The organism is Legionella bononiensis (genome assembly GCF_016786215.1).
Taxonomy (GTDB): domain Bacteria; phylum Pseudomonadota; class Gammaproteobacteria; order Legionellales; family Legionellaceae; genus Legionella; species Legionella bononiensis.
Genome location: NZ_JADOBG010000012.1, coordinates 209,715 through 230,804, shown reverse-complemented (window position 1 = coordinate 230,804; position 21,090 = coordinate 209,715). Strand labels below are relative to the sequence as shown.

The window sequence follows — 21,090 nt, the reverse complement described above, 5'->3', positions numbered from 1 at the left end:
ACTCTATAAACTATTCAATTGCTTATCCAATAATTTTAATACATTATTGAACACTTGTACAATTGATAATCCAGTTGTATCGATCCGTACTGCATCCTCGGCCGGTTTTAGCGGAGCATGAGTTCGCGCTGTATCCCTTGTATCACGTTTAACCAGTTCTTCAACAACCTGGGCGAGGCTAACATTAATTCCTTTTTCTTTCAACTGTAAATAACGTCTATTTGCTCTTTCTTCCTCATTTGCGTAGAGAAATATTTTTAAAACAGCATTAGGAAACACCACCGTGCCCATATCTCGCCCATCAGTAACTAAACCAGGGTATTGTGCAAAATCTCTTTGGCGTTCAAGAAGAGCCTGTCTTACTTCAGGAATCACTGCAATTTGTGATGCATCCTGACCGCATTGTTCACTACGAATTTGTTGTGAAACATCTTCATTATCAAGGATGACTTGAGTTTCATTCTGCTCAGAGGATTCAAAACGTAAATCCAGAGTCACTGCCAAATCAATCAAATGATTCGTGTCATTAAAGTTCACTCCCCTTTTTCTGGCCGCGTAGGCAAGAACACGATAGATAGCGCCACTATCCAACATATTCCAATGAAGATGTTTCGCGAGTAAATGACAGATAGTACCTTTACCTGTTCCACTAGGTCCATCCAACGTAATTACGGGTACATTATTATCAAACATTATCAATTATGTCCTCTATTCTAAAATCCAGGGTATTGGCTGTTGTTACAAAATCAGGGAATGACGTAGCGACATTGGCGCAGTTTAGAACCGTTACTGACTGTTTGGCGACTGCCCCGGCAACAGCAAAAGACATTGCAATTCGATGATCTCCAAAACTATCAACAGTTCCACCTTGAACAATTCCGCCTGTAATCTGTATTCCATCATCAAATACAAGTGCATCGATACCTAATTGCTCCAAACCTTTAGCCATGGAACCAATGCGATCGCTTTCCTTCAAACGCAACTCTTTAGCTCCTCGTAAAGTAGTCACTCCTTTGGCGCAGGCAGCAGCGACAAAGAGTATTGGAAACTCGTCTATAGCGAGGGGGACCATGGCCTCAGGAATATCAATTCCTTTAAGCTGTGCTGATTTTACGCATAAATCGGCTACTGGCTCCTCACCAAAAAATCGTTCATTCACAATCGTGATATCAGCCCCCATTTCCAATAATATATGGATAACTCCAGTTCGAGTAGGATTGATACCGACATTGCGGATTACAACATTTGAACCCGGGATTATTGTGGCAGCGACTATAAAAAAAGCTGCTGATGAAATGTCACCTGGGACAGTGATATGAGTACCTTGACATGCCCCATTTGCATTTATTTCTATAGTATTTCCTGTTTTTATTACTGGATAGGAACATGTTTTTAACATACGTTCGGTATGATCACGACTCACTCCGGTTTCTGTAATTCGCGTTGTTCCCTCAGCATAAATACCGGCCAAAAGGATGCAGGATTTCACCTGCGCACTTGCCTCAGGCATGACATAATCTATGGCTTTTAATTTGTGACCTCCTTTAATATTGATTGGAGGTTTTCCGTCACGAGTTTCTACAGCCGCACCCATTTGACTCAAAGGTTTACTGATACGAAGCATGGGGCGTTTTAATAAACTTTCATCACCAGTTAAGGTGCTGTCAAAGTCTTGTGCAGCAAGTAACCCGGCTAACAAACGCATGCTGGTTCCTGAATTACCGCAATCGATTATTTGATTTGGTTTTTTTAAACCATGTTTCCCAACACCATGAATGATCACTTGTTGTTTATGAGGCCCCTCAATAGAGACCCCCATGGATTTGAATGCCTTGACAGTAGCCATGCAATCTTCACCATCAAGAAAACCATGAACAGTGGTGACTCCCTCGGCTATAGCTCCAAAAATGATTGAGCGATGAGATATGGATTTATCACCTGGAACACTCATTTCCCCATTTATCGAATTAACGGGTTGGCTCACAAAATTATGTCTTTTCACTGGTTATGTTCCTTTGCAAATTCAGACATGTAATCAATTAAAGCATCAACACCTGACATGGGCATTGCATTATACAAACTTGCTCTAAGACCACCAACGTATCGATGACCTTTTAATGCGCATAGACCTCGCTGCTCAGCCAATGCAATAAATGGCTCTTCCAGGGCAGGACGTTTCAGTGTAAAACAGACATTCATAATCGATCGCGCATCACGGTCTACAGTTGGAGTATAAAAATCAGAAGCATCAAGGAATTGATATAGTTTTGCAGCTTTTAAGCAATTTAATCGAAATAAAGCTTCTACGCCACCTTGCTCACGAATCCAGTCAAACATCTTGGCTGCCAAATAACAGTTAAATACCGGTGGAGTAGCATAGAGTGAGTGATGCTCTGCCTGTACTTTATAATTCAACATAGTCGGTACAACAGGATTTGCTACCCGCTCCAATAAATCGTTACGAACAATAACTAATGTTAATCCGGCATTGGCGATATTTTTTTGGGCTCCGGCAAAAATTAATCCATATTGCCTGATATCAATTGGTTCACTAAGCAAACACGACGTCATATCAGCAATTAATGGTATATTTCCCGTCTTGGGAACATAAGGAAATCGGACTCCATTGACCGTTTCATTTGGAGTATAATAGACATATTGCGTATTTTTTTTGATTTCCCAACTTTTTGCATCAGGTATTGATTTATAGCCATTAGATTCTTCACTGACACAACAATAAGCATTTTTTAATAGATTTGCTTCCTGAAAAGCCATTTGAGACCAGATACCAGTAATCAAATACCCTGCCTGCTCTTCTGGATGTAAAAAATTCATGGGAATCATGGCAAACTGAGTACGAGCAGCGCCACCAAGAAAAAGCACCTGATAATTATCAGGGATGGATAGCAATTGTCTAAGCGAATGTTCGGCGTGCTCAAGCAAGTCCATAAATTGAGAAGTACGATGGCCTACTTCAAGTACAGACATTCCAAGATTGTGCCAATTCAGTAACTCTTCCTGAGCCGCCTTAAGAATGGGCTCAGGGAGCATTGCAGGTCCTGCACCAAAATTATAAATCCTGGTGTTCATCATTACTTTCTTCAGTATCTGTTGATGATTCTTCAAACTCTTCAGATTCTTCACCGAGATCTTCAATTTTTTGCATACCGACTACCAACTCACCAGAGCTGACGTTGATTAAACGGACGCCTTGAGTATTACGACCAATAATTGATAATTCATTTACCTTAAAGCGTACTAATGTGCCTTTATCGGTAATCAGCATTGCCTCATCACCATCAGTTACCTGTATAGAGCGCACTACTTTTCCATTTCGCTCGGTAACCTGAATAGAAATCACTCCTTGTCCACCTCGTCCGGATACACGATATTCATCAATATCTGTGCGCTTTCCATAACCATTTTCAGTAGCGGTCAAGATGGTGCCGTTTGGATGAACAACTACCAGAGATTTAACTTCCTGGCCCTCTTCTATTCTAATACCACGGACTCCACGTGCAGTACGCCCCATAGGCCGTACTTTGCTTTCAGCAAAACGAATTACCTTTCCTGCATCAGTGAACAACATGATGTCTCGTTCGCCATCAGTAATGTCCACACCTACCAGGCTGTCATCTTCGTCCAAATCTACGGCAATTATACCGTTTGAGCGAGGGCGGCTAAATGCATCCAGAGGCACTTTCTTAACCGTACCTTTCTTGGTTGCCATAAATACATAAGAACCATCGGTATATTCACGAACAGGAAGCATCGCATTAATTTCTTCTCCTTCGGCTAAAGGAAGAATGTTAATTATTGGACGACCACGAGAAATACGGCTGGCCAACGGAAGCTGATATGCTTTTAACCAATAAAGTTTACCGTGGTTAGAAAAACAGAGTAAGGTATCATGAGTACTTGCAATAACGAGACGTTCAACAAAGTCCTCATCTTTGACGTGAGTCGCAGATTTACCTTTACCCCCTCGACGCTGAGCTTGATAAGCGGATATGGGTTGATATTTTACATATCCCTGATGAGATAAAGTAACCACAACATCTTCTTCAGTAATCAAATCTTCTATAGTTAAATCTTCCTGAGAAGCGGTTATCTCTGTACGACGCTCATCACCGAACTGGGTTTTTATATCAACTAATTCTTCACGAATCACCTGCATCAAACGTTCAGGTGAAGCCAGAATGTCCAATAACTCTTTAATTAACAGCAATAACTCTTCGAATTCATTAAGAATTTTGTCTTGTTCAAGGGCTGTCAATCGATGCAACCTTAACTCAAGAATGGCTTGCGCCTGAGCTGCCGACAATCGGTATCCGTCTGCATTTAAACCGAATTCATCGGTTAAATCATCAGGCCTTGACGCGTTGGATCCCGCTTTATCAAGCATTGCTTTAACCAGACCGGGTTGCCAGGGTTTGGCCAATAAAGCATCTTTAGCATCCTGAGGCGTTGGCGATTGTTTAATTAAAGCAATCATTTCATCAATATTTGCCAGAGCAATTCCTAAACCTTCCAATAAATGAGCACGACTTCTGGCTTTTTTCAATTCAAATATGGTTCGTCGAGTTACTACTTCACGGCGATGCTTAATAAAGTACTCAAGAATTTGTTTTAAATTCAGTGTACGTGGTTGACCATCTACCAAGGCAACCATATTAATACCAAATACATTTTGCATTTGGGTATGAGCAAACAGATTATTTAAAATAACATCCGCTACTTCATTTCTTTTTAATTCAATGACAACTCTCATTCCCTGTTTATCAGACTCATCTCTAAGACCGGAAATGCCTTCAATTTTCTTATCTCTGACCAATTCAGCAATGCGTTCAACCAAACGGGCTTTATTTACCTGATAAGGTAACTCATGAATAATGATTGCCTGACGGCCTGAATTTTCATCGGTTTCAATTTCAGTTCTGGCACGAATAATAACTCGCCCCTTACCTGTACGATAACCTTGTATAATTCCAGCGCGACCATTGATTATTGCAGCGGTTGGAAAATCCGGGCCAGGAATAATTTCCATAATATCTTCAAGACTGGTTTCCGGATCATCTACTAAAGCAACACAGGCATTAATTACTTCTGTTAAATTGTGTGGCGGTATATTTGTCGCCATACCTACAGCAATACCTGAAGAGCCATTGACCAAAAGATTGGGAACCCGGGATGGTAAAACAACCGGAGCAAATTCTGTTTCATCATAGTTAGGACTGAAATCAACAGTTTCTTTATCCAAATCAGCGAGTAAAGCATGTGCCACTTTGGACATACGCACTTCGGTATATCGCATTGCGGCTGGAGCGTCACCATCAACAGATCCGAAGTTACCCTGACCATCAACCAGCAAATATCGCAGCGAAAAAGGCTGAGCCATACGAACTATTGTATCGTAAACCGCTGTGTCACCATGCGGGTGATATTTACCAATGACATCCCCCACAACACGAGCGGATTTTTTATACGGTTTATTCCAGTCATTACCCAATTCGCTCATAGCAAAAAGTACGCGTCTGTGGACAGGTTTCAACCCATCACGAACATCAGGTAAAGCCCTACCTACTATCACGCTCATAGCATAATCCAGATAGGATTGTTTTAATTCGTCTTCAATATTGACTGGCAAGACTTCTTTGGCTAAATAAACCATGATTTGGACGTATCCTTATTCGATGATTAATATTAATTTTGAGTAAGAGGATACCATACAGACGGGTGTAATTGAATCATCTTGAGCCTTTGAAACAGACAGCAGTACTTTTAGAAGATAAAAAGGGCTTTTTATAAAAAATCACTTTAAGTCGTCATATTTTTCTGTTCAACTATAAAAATCTCAACCATAATCATATTATGGAAAAATATGATTTGAATTTACTCGATTTATAACTATCATCTAGTAAATGAAGACAGCATTTTAAAGATGAAATTGATGTTTAAATTGACTGTAAGTGCCCATTTTTATATAGTTCCTCGCACTACCGAAAGTAAGAATGCTGATATGGCATGAAATCAATCAGGAGACACAATGACACAAAAGACTGCAAAACTAAGTATTGAAGGTCAAGACACGCTTGAATTACCCATCTATACTCCAACCTTGGGAAATGACGTAATTGATATAACCCAACTTGGTGCTAACGGCGTGTTTACCTTTGATCAAGGTTTTTTATCAACGGCCTCCTGCGAATCTAAAATTACCTATATCGATGGTGATCAGGGAATATTACTGTACAGAGGTTACCCAATAGAACAGTTGGCAGAGAAAAAAGATTTTCTGGACGTCAGTTATCTTTTGCTCAATGGTGAATTACCCAATGTTGAAGAAAAAAAATCATTCGTAAGCTTAATCAATAACCATACTATGGTTCACCAACAAATGTATCAATTTTTGAATGGCTTCCGACGTGATGCACATCCAATGGCCATTATGGTTGGTATAGTTGGAGCGCTTTCCGCGTTCTACCATGACTCCATGGATTTAAATAACGCTCAGGATCGCTTTATATCAGCTATTCGTCTGGTTGCCAAAATGCCTACATTGGCTGCGATGAGTTATAAATACTCTACAGGCATGCCCTATATGTATCCACAAAACAAAATGTCCTATGCTGAAAATTTCCTGCATATGATGTTTGGTGTTCCATCTGAAAATACCACTCCCGATCCGGTTTTAGTCAAAGCGATGGATACTATTTTTATCCTTCATGCAGATCATGAACAAAATGCTTCTACTTCCACAGTACGACTGGCCGGATCTACTGGCGCAAATCCATTTGCCTGTATATCAGCAGGAATTGGCGCATTATGGGGACCTGCTCATGGTGGAGCGAATGAAGCCTGTTTAAATATGTTAAAAGAAATTGGTGATGTCAGTCGCATTGAGCATTATATTCAGCGCGCTAAGGATAAAAATGACCCCTTCCGTTTAATGGGCTTTGGTCATAGAGTGTATAAAAGTTATGACCCTCGGGCAAAAGTAATGCGTAAAACCTGTTATGACGTTCTCGAAGCTGTTGGTGCAAAAGATGAACCTCTATTTAAACTAGCAATGGAATTGGAACGCATCGCTCTTGAAGATGATTATTTCATTGAGAAAAAACTTTATCCTAACGTGGATTTTTATTCAGGCTTGACTTTAAGCGCTATTGGTATCCCAACAAATATGTTTACTGTGGTGTTTGCCTTAGCTCGAACCGTTGGATGGATGAGTCACTGGATGGAAATGGTTGCCAGCAAATCACGAATTGGCAGACCACGCCAATTGTATACTGGCGAAAAAAATCGAGATGTGATTTAATCAGTGACACCATCCTGTACCCGTATTAGCATTGCATAGTACGGGTTCTTTTTTTGTCAGAATCTTATAAGCTTTTTGGCAAATATCCATGAATTATCGCATATTTTTGAGAGCTCTAAATATCCTCACGTTTTATATGTCATCTTCACAAAATCGGAGCTCCATCTTAAAATTTAGCATATTGCCACATTATTGTATGGAACCCCGCTTTATCGAGGATGATAAACTGATTAAAAATGCAAATTGAGATTACTTAATATGCATTATCAATTAATAAAGGGCTACGACGACCGAGCCACGGCACGAAGTTGTTATTGAGCAATTATCAACCTCTACTAATGGTGTCCTGAAGTTGGAATTGGATATTCAGGAGCCAAATCAGGGGCTAAATATCGCCATAAATCCATGCTTAAATTAGCTGAGTCTTTCTGGTTTTTTTTCACCGTATTGAAGGCAATAAATACCAATTTTTTTTCCGGTAGAACAGCGAATACTCCACTATATCCTCCAAAACTGGGATTCTGGAGAAGCCAATGATTTACAACTTCAAACCCCATAGCAAAATATGCATCATTTGTGTTAGTGCCTTTACCAACAGTATCTGCTGATCGTAGTATTTTAGTAGAATTCTCTGAAAGCAAGCTTCCATTCATCCATGCATTTGCCCAGACGCCCAAATCGCTAATAGTTGAGATCATAGCTGCAAATGAAGTCCAGGAAGGATTCCAGAAAGTTGAATCTTCATACACTCCTCTATCCTGAGTGAATGCATGAAGCACAGGATAAGGAATATTGGCCGTGCGAATATATTGAGAATTAGTTAAATCCAATTTATCTAAAATTCCAGACTTGTATAATAGTTTTAACGACTTATGACTCGCACGACTTAATATGTCAGCTAATAATACATAATCCGTATGTGAATACTTTTGATTTGTTCCAGGTTGAAATAATGGAGAGTCCATCATTGCATATTCAATTATCTCATTATCTGTCCAAAGTTTGAATGGATGATTCGTGTTAACCTCAATAAATTTCTTATTGTATACATAGTCAGGATAACCACTGGTGCAATTCGCCAACATTTTTAAAGTGACACGATTGGCATTAGGCAAATTAGGAAACCAATTTGAAACTTTATCATCAAGGCTTACGATTTTTTGTTCTACCATCTGCATTAACAGCGTCGTTAACATCGTCTCAGTAATACCTCCGATTCTAAAATGCATTGCTGTAGTAGCAGGTACAGCAGTCATGGATTTACCAAGAGCATGAATGCTTATCGGTTTTCCATTAATCCATAAACCGTACGTTATCGCCTTAACGGGATGATCGTTAACAAAATTATTAATTTTGGTATCAATCCATTTTTTATCGATCATCGAATAAGCATCAATTTTTATCAGCAAGAGAGAGATAATAAACAGTACACTTAAAATACAACGCATTAAATTCACAATAACTCCTTATTATCATTGTATTATGGTAATTTTAGAGTGTTATAGCAGTTCTGCAAGTTGGATGTTATTCAGCTCTAATTACCCCATTTAACTCGACTCAACGCCCTGCTCCACCCATCAAAATCTGCTTCAACCTCATTAATATCCCTTTGGGGTTTAAACTCTTTATCAGTATCCCATACATAGTGCACCGCAGATAGTGAATCAAAGACACCATAACCTATAGCGGCTAAAATTGCTGCCCCCTTGGCCGTTGTTTCTATATCCTTGGGCTTTTGAACTGTTAATTGACATTGATCGGCTAAAAACTGTAAAAACCATTGATTCGCGGCCATTCCTCCGTCAACCCGTAATAATGCCAAATCCAAATGACTTTCCTCCCGCATACAATTCAAGACTTCGCGAGTTTGATAACATACGCCTTCCAATGCTGCTCTTGCAAAATGAGCTCTGTTTGTAGAACGCGACAAACCAAATACTGCGGCGCCTGTTGTAGATAACCAATGGGGCGCACCCAATCCGGTAAATGAAGAAACGAGATATACACCGTCATTTCCATCCAGACTTTGAGCCAAAGATTCCGTTTCACTGGAGCTGGAAATTAATTTCATCTCATCACGCAACCATTTTACCGTTGTTCCCGCATGATAAATACTGCCTTCCAATCCATAAGCGATAGTGCCCTTAATTTTATAGGCAATGGTAGTCAATAGCTTATGATGTGATAATACAGGAGTGCTACCTGTATTTAACAATAAAAAACCGCCAGTTCCAAAAGTTGCCTTGACCATGCCGTCCTCAAAACACCCCTGACCTATTAATGCGGCTTGCTGATCACCTGCAACACCATGGATAGGAATTTCAAAACCGAACCATTTTTTATTAATAACCCCAAAATGCCAATCGCTGGCACATACTGTGGGTAATACGGATTCAGGGATACCAAAAAGCTCCAGCAGATCTGTGTCCCATTGTTCTTTTTTAATATTAAATAACATGGTTCTGGATGCATTGGTCACATCGGTTAAATGCTTGTCGCCATCATTCATCCGCCAGATCAGAAAACTGTCAATTGTACCAAAAGCCAAATCACCATTTAATGCCAATTCCTTAGCCTCTGGGCAATGTGCCAAAAGCCAGTGTAACTTGCTGGCTGAGAAATAAGGATCAGGGAGCAATCCCGTTTTCTCCTGAATCATCAAGGCATATTCTGATAGAGAGTTACAATAATCTGCTGTTCGCCTATCCTGCCAAACAATTGCAGGGGCAAGACAGGCTCCGGTTTTTTTGTTCCAAATAACCGTAGTCTCCCTTTGATTAGTAATACCGCATGAAAGTATCTGATGAGCATCTACTTGTGTTACTACATCGTTAATGGCTGTTAAGGTTTTTTGCCAGATCTCCTCAGGATCATGTTCGACCCAACCCGGGTGAGGATAATATTGGGTAAGTGGGTACTGGCTGCTTGTAACCAATTCTCCCCGAAGAGTGTATATCATAGCTCGAGTACTGCTCGTTCCCTGATCTATGGCAAGTAAATAATTCATTATCACCCGTCTCCTGATTTCAATTACATCAGTGTAATCTTTTTTTTCGAAGACAAAAACAGGGTTTTATTTTATTTATAACGATCGTGGATAAATCAGAATGTAATAGAGGAAACGCTCAAAAGAACGTCATCCCGAATGCAATGAGGGATCTCCTGATTGTGGCATTGTGCCTGCATTGGGAGATCCTTCGCTGTGCTCAGGATGACGAAACGCTCAAAAGAACGTCATCCCGAATGCAATGAGGGATCTCCTGATTGTGGCATTGGATGGGATTCGGAGGGTGACGAGCATGGGATTCGGAGGGTTGACGGACACTCTTCGCTGTCTTCCGTCGCCCTCCGCGAAGGCGGAGGGTCCATGTATGGTAAGTCCGATACCGAAAAACCATAATAAAATAGTCATATCAGTACATTGCAACTAATAAAAGAGAACATTATATTCTCGTATTACATTAAATCTCATTAAAAAGGTCTGGGTACACACGAATAATACAGTTAAGTGAATCACAAACAAAATGATAAATAATGGACCCTCCGCCTTCGCGGAGGGTGACGAGGATGGGATGCGGAGGGTGACGAGAATGGGATGTGAAGGGTAACGAGGATGGGATGCGGAGAGTGACGAGGATGGACTGCGAAGGATGACGAGGATGGGCTGTGGAGGGTGACGGAAGGATGCGAAGAGTGACGGGAAGCCGCAGAGGGAGATATATAAAAATGAGGAAGGTTCAGATCTTGTCCGCGGCACGTCGAGAGCTTGTTTTTTCACTGACTGATTGAGAAGTTACCAAAATTCCTGACAGAACATTGAATCTATTAAACAACCTGCAATCCAGGCTTAAGGAGACATGATCCCGGATTGCACTGTTCTTTTTCATGCACATAGTATTTAATCCTTGGCATAAATTATGCAAAGCATGGATTATCTTTGCATCTAGGGACTATTCATGAATGCCTTTAAATCGGATTTAATCGCAGGATTTAGTGTGTTTTTACTCGCTCTGCCTCTGTGTCTGGGAATCGCTTTGGCCAGTCAATTTCCGCCAAGTGCCGGAATTTTAACAGCAATATTAGGCGGAATAATTACGTCCTTGTTCGGAGGCGCCAAGTTAACCATTAAAGGACCTGCTGCCGGTTTGATTGTAATCGTCCTGGGTTCAGTAATGGAGCTTGGGCAAGGGGATTTATTTCTCGGTTATAAACGTACCTTAGCTATTGGTGTTATTGCAGCGATCCTGCAAATCCTTATTGCCTTAAGGAAAAAAGCCGTCATTGCAGAAATCATGCCTCCTTCAGTCATTCATGGCATGCTTGCAGCCATAGGCGTCATCATTATAGCCAAACAGTCCTATGTCCTTATTGGTGAACATCCCAACAACACTTCAATATTTGGGTTATTGGAACAGTTGCCAATGCAATTAGGTAACTCGAATCCCGTTATTTTATGCATCGGAATTATTGCGCTCAGTATTGTATTGTTCTGGCCCAAACTTAAAAAATTAAGTTTCATTCCGTCATCCATTGTAGTTGTCGCAATAACGATCCCGATGTCCTTGTATTTCGATATAAAAGACACGCACACCTATCATTTATTTTATAATGACTACATTCTGGATCACAGTCAGCTGGTAACCTTGCCCAATCATCTGCTGCAAGCCATAAACTTCCCCGATTTTTCCTATTTGTTTACCTTGGCCAGCGCAAAATACATCATCATGTTTACTTTAGTAGGCTCCATTGAATCCTTACTTACTGTATGCGCCATTGACTCGATCACCAAACCAGAAAAACCATCAGATCTTAATAAAGATTTATTGGGTATAGGGGTTGCCAATTTATGTTCTTCACTAATAGGCGGCTTGCCCATGATTGCCGAAATTGTTCGCAGCAAGGCAAATGTGGACTATGGAGCAAAAACCATCAGAGCCAATTTTTTTCATGGCGTGTTTATGCTGATTGCGGCAGTCGCTTTGACTCCATACATCAATCTGATCCCTTTATCCGCACTGGCTGCATTATTGATTTTTGTGGGATGTAAACTGGCTTCACCTAAAGCGTTTATTCATGCCTATCAAATCGGACGCGATCAATTTCTTCTGTTCATAACGACCTTCATGGTTACCTTGATGACTGATTTATTGACCGGCGTTTTGGCAGGCATCTGTTTAAAATTATTTTTCCATCTGATACGTGGAAACAGTTTAATTACTCTTTTTAGACCCGAAGTAAGCTTAGTACACTCTTCTGATGCAACAACGATCAATGTATCAGGTCCTTTAACCTTTGTGGCCTATCTCAAGTTAAAACGTCTGATTGGACAGGCAGCATCAAATAATAATCCGGTCATTGTTGATTTGAGTAACAGCAATTTTGTTGATCATACCATCATGACAAAATTGTACGCATTAAGAGAGTTATCAGATGATACATTATTAAAAATATCAGGAGTCGGTCATTTAAGACCTCTCTATGATCATGAGCTTTCAACCAGGATGTATTGGGGTTAACATGAGAATTACACAGGAACTACTGATTGATTCAATCAATCAGGCTATGGAACATATACCCGAACAAGGACCTCTTGAGTACTTTGTTCACCATAATACCATTCATCATTACCAGCATTTGGAGTTCTGTGACGCAGTAAAAAAAGCTGCTCTTGATTATCAATGCAATGCATTCATGCCCGAAGAGTTTTACTGGCAAGAGTATGCTAATAGAGGCATTAACAAATCAGATCTCTTTTATGAGATTGACTGTTATATCAAAAAACATCAACTCCAAATCCCCAATCACATTGTGTATCGATTGTTAATCCAGAGTGAAACTGCCAATCACTATCTGGATAAGCAGGAATGCGAATCCGTTAGAAATTATTTCATACAAACAAAAAAGTATTTTTATCATTATGCGCTGCGTGAAGAATCAGGTATCGATATAGATCATTATATTGCGCCCCACTTATTAAAATTCATGGCGACTTATTTCGATTTTGGCTCAGCCTATTGGTCAATGACGAATAAAAAAGAGGGAATGTGGGCAGCCTTCCGCTCTCTTTATGAATCTGCCTCAATCGTTGATTCGGCTTTTTTAAAATCATTAAGCCTACAGATAAATCACTATGGCACGATGAGTCCTTCATTAATTCTATTAGATCTTCTTAAAAACTTACAAATCAATACCGATGATCTGCCGGATTATCTTTTTGATTTAGCCTATAGATTTAAAGGATGGTCAGGGATGATCAAAAGCTTGAAGCATCATCCGGACTGGATAAAGGTTGAGGACATTAAACCCTGTTTTATAGAACTCATGACCATCATCATGCTCTGTGAATGGACCGCCATTAAAACCATCACATCACAGCTGCCAACTGTTCCAAAATACGACTCAAGTTACCTTCATTCAGAACAATTTATTCACCATTTTTTCAACAAGCTCTTTAAGCATCCGGAACTGCAATCCGCTTTTATTCAAGCCCTGCCTTTTCTGGATGATAAATCACGACAAGAGATTCTACATCGATCATTTGAACGGACATTCTATAATAATTTCTTTAATGCCTACGTCACTCAATCACCTGCTCCAACTGCAACAAAACCAGAGTATCAAGTTATTTGCTGTCTTGATGAACGCGAAGAGTCATTCAGACGATACCTGGAAAGGGATCCAACCTGTGAAACTTTTGGCCATGCAGGGCATTTCGGTTTAAATATCAAATTTAAAGGCTACTTTGATAAGCATACCCGGGCGCTTTGTCCAGTGAATGCCAAGCCTGAATATCTAATCACCGAAAATGGGGAAGTTAATAATCAGATAGGCCTCAAATCCTTATTTTTATGGGGAGAATTGTTATGGCTTTCCGTATTAAGTTCCAAAACCATTCTTCGCAGTTCGGTAGATACTTTTTTAGGTTGCTTTCTCAAAGTAATACCCTTTAGTCTGGATATCATATCTCCTCGGTTGACCGCAAAAATAAAACACTCCTGTTCCAAATTAATTAACAATACAGTACATACTGAGCTGGTCTACAAAAAAGAGGAATGGCCCTCTGGAATGGATTTGGAAGCACGAATCAATCTGGCCTATAACTTATTAGCAACACTAGGTTTGACCCAACATTTTGGCAACTACGTCATTATTATGGGACATGGATCGTCCAGTTTGAATAATCCCCACGAAGCGGCTTATGATTGCGGCGCCTGCGGAGGTGGTCGCGGTGGAGCCAATTCACGCCTAATGGCCCTGTTATTAAATGAACCGGCAGTGAGAGAACGACTTAAAGCAAAAGCTATTGACATCCCGGTGCATACCCAATTTATTGGCGCCTATCATAATACTTGCAGTGATGATATTACCTACTACGACATTCCACTGGAATTGCAATCTGAATTCAAAACCATCCAGACCCGAATCAAACGAGCCGGTCAATTAAATGCCAAAGAACGATGCAGGCGTTTTTCATCAGTACCGTTTGGTAAATCACCCGCCTACTATCACCGTAAAGTACAAGAGCGCTCTATAGATTTACGCCAACCTCGGCCAGAGTATGGTCACTCAACCAATGCTTTATGTATTATCGGACCAAGAAGCCACTCCAAAAACCTGTTTCTGGACAGACGTTCATTCCTTATTTCCTACGATCCGGGTCAAGATCAAGATGGAGTCATCCTGAATAAAATTCTTAATACTGCTGGCCCGGTTTGTGCCGGAATAAATCTCGAATATTATTTTAGTTATATCGATAATGAAACCTATGGTTGCGGTACTAAACTGCCTCATAATGTCACGTCATTAATTGGTGTCATGAATGGATACCAGAGCGACTTACAAAATGGATTATCCAGCCAGATGATAGAAATTCATCAACCCATCAGACTATGTATTTTGGTCATCTGTTCTTTATCGATATTAAAAAGCGCATTAAAAAAACCTAGTGAATTCAGTGAGTTGGCGAATAATAACTGGATTAAACTATCAGTACATAATACAGAAGATGAACAAGTGTACCTCTATGAAGATGGACTTTTTGAACCCTTCAAAAATTCAAACTTCCCTCCTACCTATTTTCATCAGGATGAGGATGTATTTAATCATGCAAATCATCTTAGCTTTGGACATCTCACATCATGAATAAATTTTTATCCGAGTATTTTTTTTATTATTTTACTGTATCTTCCTTATTACGTTTTTTCCTGGTCCTGATATTTAGCGGCCAAACACCCATTACCTTAGGTGAAAAAAGAGTGAGAATGGTGGTAACCTCGGGTATTATCCTCGATGGAATCCATGTGTTGTTCATTCTCCTCCTGAACCAACATCTCTCGCAAATCACGATCAATGATTTTTTATATTTTTCAGACAGTTTTAAAATTATCTGGAATCCCTATTCCATCGCATTTTTTATTTTTTGTATCAGCCTGATTTCATTAATTGCACGATTTTCTTCTTTTTATCTGCATCGAGATCATTATTTTTATAAATTCTTTTCTTTGCTCTATATACTCGAACTGGCAGTATCCCTTCTGGTATTAACCAGCAGTTCTGAAAGTATCTTTATTGGATGGGAGCTACTGGGTTTATCTTCAGTGTTACTGATTGCCTTTTACGAACACCGTATGTCGGTATTAAAAAACTCTCTGATTATTCTGGTCATTTATAAAATTGCTGATGTCATTTTTTATACCGCGCTTATTTCTTCAGCCTATTTTGGCAGTCACATCTATACTCAAATTGACAATCCAATTGCTGAACTCTTTATTCTCATCGCCTGTTTAATTAAATCCAGTATTTTTCCCTGGATTTGGTTACCCAGAGCAATGGAAGGCCCTACCCCATCCAGCGCCATCTTTTATGGAGGGATAGCAACTCATATTCCCATGTTTATATTTTTAAATATCAGCATGAATCATCCGAATACCAACCCGACGCTCACGGTCCTGTCTATAGGATTTATCCTTGTGGCAACAGTACTAACCAGTCTCATGAGTAAACAGGCAACTGATGCAAAAAATGCGATCGCTTATGCGTCCATAACTCAATTAGGAATCATCTATATTGAAATTCTGATGGGCTTTTATACTTTGGCATTAATCCATGGAATAGTGAATGGAATATACCGTTCCTTTGAATTCCTCAAATCTCCATCGCTCATTTATCAACGCCATACCATTGAAAAACGGCGAGAACATCTGAAACACCGATCGTTTACTGACACCCTGATTCCGCAAAAAATGCGCGACTATTTATATAAACTGGCATACCATGAATTTTTTATTCCACGCATGCTCATCCACGGTATTGAATTGTTCCTGGGCTTGCAAAACTCAAGAACCAAAACCAATACGATAAAAAATTACTTAATGATCTGTCTTGCCATGTTTTTTATCTTTGAACTCTGCATTTATTTCTTGTTGCATATCAAGGTGGGATTTTTAGATGAAAGCTTGCTGCTGCTAGGATTAAGTTTTAATTTCATTGCCACTTTATACAAATACAAACCAGGCCATTTTTTTATAGTCATTCTGGCTTCAACCTCAACTGTGTTTACCTTATTGTTTGAACACATTCATCAAATCACTTTGCATCTTGAGTGGATATTCCTCATCATTATGGCTTATTTTATATTTGATCTGCTGACCAAAGGCATCACGGTTTATAAACCCATCAATTTCTCCGGGCGCTTTTTTAAATCGACAAAAACCAACATCCTTATATTAATTACGGGAATTTCGGTCATCGGTATCCCGGGACTAACTTCTTATATTATTTGGGAACGGTTAGAACACGAATTATTACCTTACTACCCTAATCTCATCATGGAAGGTTTTTTCATTCTGGCGCTTAACACGGTTTTATTTTTTAGATTTTATTACGCCAACTTTCTAGGCAAAAGAATGCAAACGACTCATTATGAGGCAATTAAACGGGTATAGAACTCACAAAAAGCTGCTTACAACACATTAGACCGCCCTTCCAATTAGCCTTAAGGTTTTGTTTACAAAGATAAAGACCGACCTACCGCGGACAAGCCGCGGTACGTAGACCTTGTCGGATGTAAAACTAAAGCCTAATTGGAAGATACCGCTTGCATAAAGCATTCTTTGTTCCATGATGCACGGGTCTATTCTTCCTTGTAGGGAATAATATGTTGCCCCTCATCTAGTATTGATTGAGGAAAATAACGTAAATTGGAAATTAATTTCAGTTTCTCTAATAGCTTTATCACGTAGTACGATAAATCAATTTCCCACCAGTAAATACCTTGCTTACAGGATGCCTGATATCGATGGTGATTATTATGAAAGCCCTCACCCAAGGTGAAGAGTGCCAACAACCACATATTACGTGAATTATCATTGGTATTAAATCGACGATAACCCACATGGTGTAACACGGAGTTAACGATGCAACTACCGTGAAGAACACATACTGTGGGTATAAAGAATAGCCACACTAACATTTGCCAACCATTCGTTCCCAGATCAGGATAAAAATGATTTATTAACGCACCATAACTGTAGGCCAATACCATCATGACTATAGGCGCAAGCCATTCAAGCCGATCAATCCAGATTAACTCAGGATAACGTAGCCAATCTTTTAGATACGATTTATCAGTCGCAGAATCGTTTATCGTAAAATACCACCCCAGGTGACTGTAGAAAAAACCTTGTTTTGGAGTATGCGGATCTCCCGGCTTATCCGTAAACTGATGATGTCGGCGATGATGGGAAACCCACCAGAGAGGCCCTCTTTGCAATGGAGTTAAGGCCAACAAGGCAAAAATAAACTGGATGCCCCTCGACGTTTCAAAACAACGATGGGTAAAATATCGATGCAACAAAATCGTTACGCAAAAAGCACGAAAAATATCAAAGAATAAAAATGAGAAAAAAGCAGTCTTGCTAACCCCGACATAGACAACACAAAGTGCTCCTGCATGATAAATTATCTGCTCTATTACAAAACGCCAGTTTATATTGGCTAACCCTTGCAATGGCTGGTCACCAGGCTCACGCCAATGAAAAAATGCCTTCCGCAAATAAAACGCAATGGTGTTCTTCATCATGCACATCCTTTGGCTCAAAAGTTTGTTTAATAAGTCCTGTTTATTTGAACTGACGCTTAAATCTAAAGCTCGCCAGGCTAATCATAACAACGCAAAAAATTAATAGTGGCCATAAATTTGCCCAGATTTCACTAAAATCATTACCTCGCAACATCACACCAAACAAAATTTTAAAAAAATGAGTCAGAGGTAAAAATAGTCCGGTAATTTGTGCCCATTCTGGCATTCCAAAAATTGGAAAAACAAAACCCGTCAATATAATTGAAAAAGCGATAAATACGTTCACAATCTGAGCAGCCTCAAATTGAGTTTTGCAAAATGTCGCAATAGTTAATCCTAATGATAATTCAGCAATGATATAAGGCAACGCACATAAATAGAGCAACAGGGGATTACCTATAAAAGGAATATGAAATAAATAATAAGAAAGCAGTAATCCCAAGGTTAACTGCACATAACCAATGATGATATAAGACAGAATTTCTCCTAACAAAATTTCAGATGGGCGTGAGGGAGATGCCAATAAATAATCAATAGTCCCTCCCTGCACATCTCTGAAGGCAATGATCACCGTGATTAACAACATGGTTAACATAAGCACAAGCCCAATCATTCCTGGAACAACATAAATCTGAGTAATACGTTCGGGATCATAAATACGATGGATAATGATCTGAAACGACGGCAATTGATCCAGCGCATGAAAAGCCCCGGGAAATATCTTCTCTAACACCTGTTGCTTTAATCCTGCCAGAGCGATTATGGCCCTGCCTGTAGAAAGAGAATCAATGCTTCCATCCTCTAACAATAAAGCAGGATTTTCATGTCGACGTAACGCCTTGGAAAAGTCTGCCGGAATGGTAAGTACCATCAAAGCATCTCCAGTTCTGAGCAGGTGGTATGCTTCTTCATTGCTGGCAGTAGAGGCAACAAATTTAAAATATTCAGTATGTTCCATGCTTCGGATGAGTTCTCGACTGACATCACTGTTATCAAAATTAATTAATACGGTAGGGACTTTTTTAGGATAGGTATTAATCGCATAACCCGCCATACATACCAATATTAATGGCAATACCGCCATAATAATTATCGTTGCGGGATCACGCTTCATTAAAATAAATTCTTTGCGCATGATGGCCCATAGCCGATGAACTGAAAACCCAGGCATCATATTCAGGTTTCCTCATGTTGTATTTTAAAAATAAACGCATCTTCCAAAGTGGTATCCGTTGCTTCAACTTCATAATTTAAAAAAACTGAAGGGTCGAACTGCTTTAATATATCTGGATGCAACGAACTGATACGAATCTCACTTCCTTTTTCAATAAGCTGCAAGGGAACTGAATTTTTAGTAAGTACTAATTTAAGATCAGCCAGATTTTTCCCTTTTATTCGCCATGAATACAGCCTGGATGATTGGATAATATCGACCGAGGAACCGTTGGCCAATAGTTCACCATAAGACATATAGGCCAGTTGATGACATCGTTCTGCTTCGTCCATTAAATGAGTACTCAATAAAACCGTAACCCCTTGCCCTACCAAATCTTGTATGTGATTCCAGATTAATACTCTGGATTGAGGATCTATTCCTGAAGTTGGCTCATCCAACAAAAGTATACGGGGACAGTGTAATAAAGCTGCGGCCAGAGCAACCCGTTGTTTCCATCCTCCTGACAGAGTGCAGGAGATTTGATTTTTCTTTTCTACTAAATGAAGTAATTCAATCACTTCATCCAGACGAGCCTTTCTATTTCTTAATCCATAAATTCGGGCGATAAAATCCAGGTTTTCATAAACGGTCAGATTCTGATACAGACAAAACTGCTGCGGCATATAACCTATTTGTGCCTGTATCATTTTAGTTTGGGTAAATAAATCCAGACCAAGACAGCGTCCCTTTCCCTGATCAGGAACAAGTAAACCACTAAGCAAGCGCAGACAGGTCGTTTTTCCGCTGCCATTCGCTCCTAAAAAACCAAAAATGGTTCCCGCCTGAATTTGCAAGGTTAAATCGATTACCGCTTTGATCCCATTAAACGATTTTGAAAGTCCACTCACATCAATAACCAGTTGGCTAGAATCTGGATTACTCATAATCCACTTCCACCGGCTGACCAATTTTTAATTCATTTCTTAATTTGGATGTCCTCACATCCGCTTTCACTTTATAAATCAATTTATGATTGTTCTCTTCACTGAAGAGTACATCAGGTGTGTATTCTGCCTGATTCGCTATGTAGGTAATCTTAACTGGATATTTTTGATTTTTAATTATAACAGACACCTGTTTCCCTAATTTTATTTTATTGAGATGAGCCTCGGGTACATAAAATATAATTCGCATCTGGGAAGGAAGTAACAAGCTGACAATAGGATGATTAGGTGGAACAAATTCATCAATTTGATAAAAAATTTCATGTACAGTTGCTGTTGCAGGAGCTTTAATTGGTTTTTGATCCTCAATGGATAAAATTGACTCGCTTTTAGATAAAGAATCCCCCTCGTGAACAAATAGTTTTTTTAGCTGTCCTCCAGTAGGACTCGATACAAAAAACAGAGTGGATTCAACATAACCTGTTGTTTGATATGGAGGTTTCTGCTGTTTGCATGAACTGAGTAAAGGGCAAAAAAATAATATAAAGGAAGCTATCCATATCCTCCGATGTGTCATGTCATGTTCCTTAAT

General features: G+C 39.6%; 14 protein-coding genes. 4 read left to right on the top strand and 10 right to left on the bottom strand.

The window, feature by feature from the left end:
- Nucleotides 1-3: 3 nt before the first annotated feature.
- Genes cmk through gyrA form a run of 4 tightly spaced genes read right to left on the bottom strand, consistent with a single transcriptional unit; the run spans nt 4 to nt 5,671 of the window.
- Nucleotides 4-693 (bottom strand): (d)CMP kinase, encoded by a 690-nt coding sequence (gene cmk / locus IZU94_RS09220; protein WP_203110056.1) that lies wholly within the window; start codon nt 691-693, stop codon nt 4-6.
- Nucleotides 686-2,002 (bottom strand): 3-phosphoshikimate 1-carboxyvinyltransferase, encoded by a 1,317-nt coding sequence (aroA, locus tag IZU94_RS09215; RefSeq protein WP_203110054.1) that lies wholly within the window; start codon nt 2,000-2,002, stop codon nt 686-688. The genes cmk and aroA overlap by 8 nt, the downstream gene beginning before the upstream one ends.
- A complete protein-coding gene (serC, locus tag IZU94_RS09210) occupies nt 1,999-3,090 on the bottom strand; it encodes a 3-phosphoserine/phosphohydroxythreonine transaminase (RefSeq protein WP_203110194.1) in 1,092 nt (363 codons plus the stop codon). Before serC ends, aroA begins: the two co-directional genes overlap by 4 nt.
- Nucleotides 3,071-5,671, bottom strand: coding sequence for a DNA gyrase subunit A (gyrA, locus tag IZU94_RS09205; protein ID WP_203110052.1), 2,601 nt, complete (start codon nt 5,669-5,671; stop codon nt 3,071-3,073). The genes serC and gyrA overlap by 20 nt, the downstream gene beginning before the upstream one ends.
- A gap of 375 nt (nt 5,672-6,046) precedes the next feature.
- On the opposite strand from gyrA, the gene gltA reads away from it, so the two are divergent.
- Complete coding sequence (gene gltA, locus IZU94_RS09200) at nt 6,047-7,318, top strand: citrate synthase (RefSeq protein WP_203110050.1); 1,272 nt, start codon at nt 6,047-6,049, stop codon at nt 7,316-7,318.
- Between the two features lie 335 nt (nt 7,319-7,653).
- On the opposite strand, the gene IZU94_RS09195 is transcribed toward gltA, so the two are convergent.
- Both IZU94_RS09195 and glpK read right to left on the bottom strand, forming a co-directional pair.
- Nucleotides 7,654-8,766 carry a serine hydrolase domain-containing protein gene (locus tag IZU94_RS09195; protein ID WP_238400698.1) on the bottom strand — a complete coding sequence of 371 codons (1,113 nt, stop codon included), beginning with the start codon at nt 8,764-8,766 and terminating at the stop codon, nt 7,654-7,656.
- An 86-nt stretch (nt 8,767-8,852) separates the two neighbouring features.
- A complete protein-coding gene (glpK, locus tag IZU94_RS09190) occupies nt 8,853-10,325 on the bottom strand; it encodes a glycerol kinase GlpK (protein WP_203110046.1) in 1,473 nt (490 codons plus the stop codon).
- A 949-nt stretch (nt 10,326-11,274) separates the two neighbouring features.
- Here glpK and IZU94_RS09185 point away from each other — a divergent pair.
- From IZU94_RS09185 to IZU94_RS09175, 3 genes are read left to right on the top strand one after another with little or no spacing between them, the layout of a single operon-like run.
- Nucleotides 11,275-12,834, top strand: coding sequence for a SulP family inorganic anion transporter (locus tag IZU94_RS09185; protein ID WP_203110044.1), 1,560 nt, complete (start codon nt 11,275-11,277; stop codon nt 12,832-12,834).
- A gap of 1 nt (nt 12,835) precedes the next feature.
- Entirely contained in the window at nt 12,836-15,460 is a 2,625-nt protein-coding gene (locus IZU94_RS09180) for a putative inorganic carbon transporter subunit DabA (protein WP_203110042.1), read from the top strand.
- On the top strand, nt 15,457-17,262 hold the full coding sequence (locus IZU94_RS09175; RefSeq protein ID WP_203110040.1) for a proton-conducting transporter transmembrane domain-containing protein: 1,806 nt from the start codon (nt 15,457-15,459) through the stop codon (nt 17,260-17,262). The genes IZU94_RS09180 and IZU94_RS09175 overlap by 4 nt, the downstream gene beginning before the upstream one ends.
- Before the next feature lie 188 nt (nt 17,263-17,450).
- Here IZU94_RS09175 and IZU94_RS09170 read toward each other — a convergent pair whose 3' ends face one another.
- From IZU94_RS09170 to IZU94_RS09155, 4 genes are read right to left on the bottom strand one after another with little or no spacing between them, the layout of a single operon-like run.
- Nucleotides 17,451-18,398: an acyl-CoA desaturase gene (locus tag IZU94_RS09170; protein ID WP_203110038.1), complete on the bottom strand. Its 948-nt coding sequence runs from the start codon at nt 18,396-18,398 to the stop codon at nt 17,451-17,453.
- A 40-nt stretch (nt 18,399-18,438) separates the two neighbouring features.
- Nucleotides 18,439-19,572, bottom strand: coding sequence for an ABC transporter permease (locus IZU94_RS09165; protein ID WP_203110036.1), 1,134 nt, complete (start codon nt 19,570-19,572; stop codon nt 18,439-18,441).
- Nucleotides 19,573-19,574: 2 nt separating this feature from the next.
- Nucleotides 19,575-20,498 (bottom strand): ABC transporter ATP-binding protein, encoded by a 924-nt coding sequence (locus IZU94_RS09160; RefSeq protein ID WP_203110034.1) that lies wholly within the window; start codon nt 20,496-20,498, stop codon nt 19,575-19,577.
- Nucleotides 20,491-21,075, bottom strand: coding sequence for an HlyD family efflux transporter periplasmic adaptor subunit (locus IZU94_RS09155; protein ID WP_203110032.1), 585 nt, complete (start codon nt 21,073-21,075; stop codon nt 20,491-20,493). The genes IZU94_RS09160 and IZU94_RS09155 overlap by 8 nt, the downstream gene beginning before the upstream one ends.
- Nucleotides 21,076-21,090 lie beyond the last annotated feature (15 nt).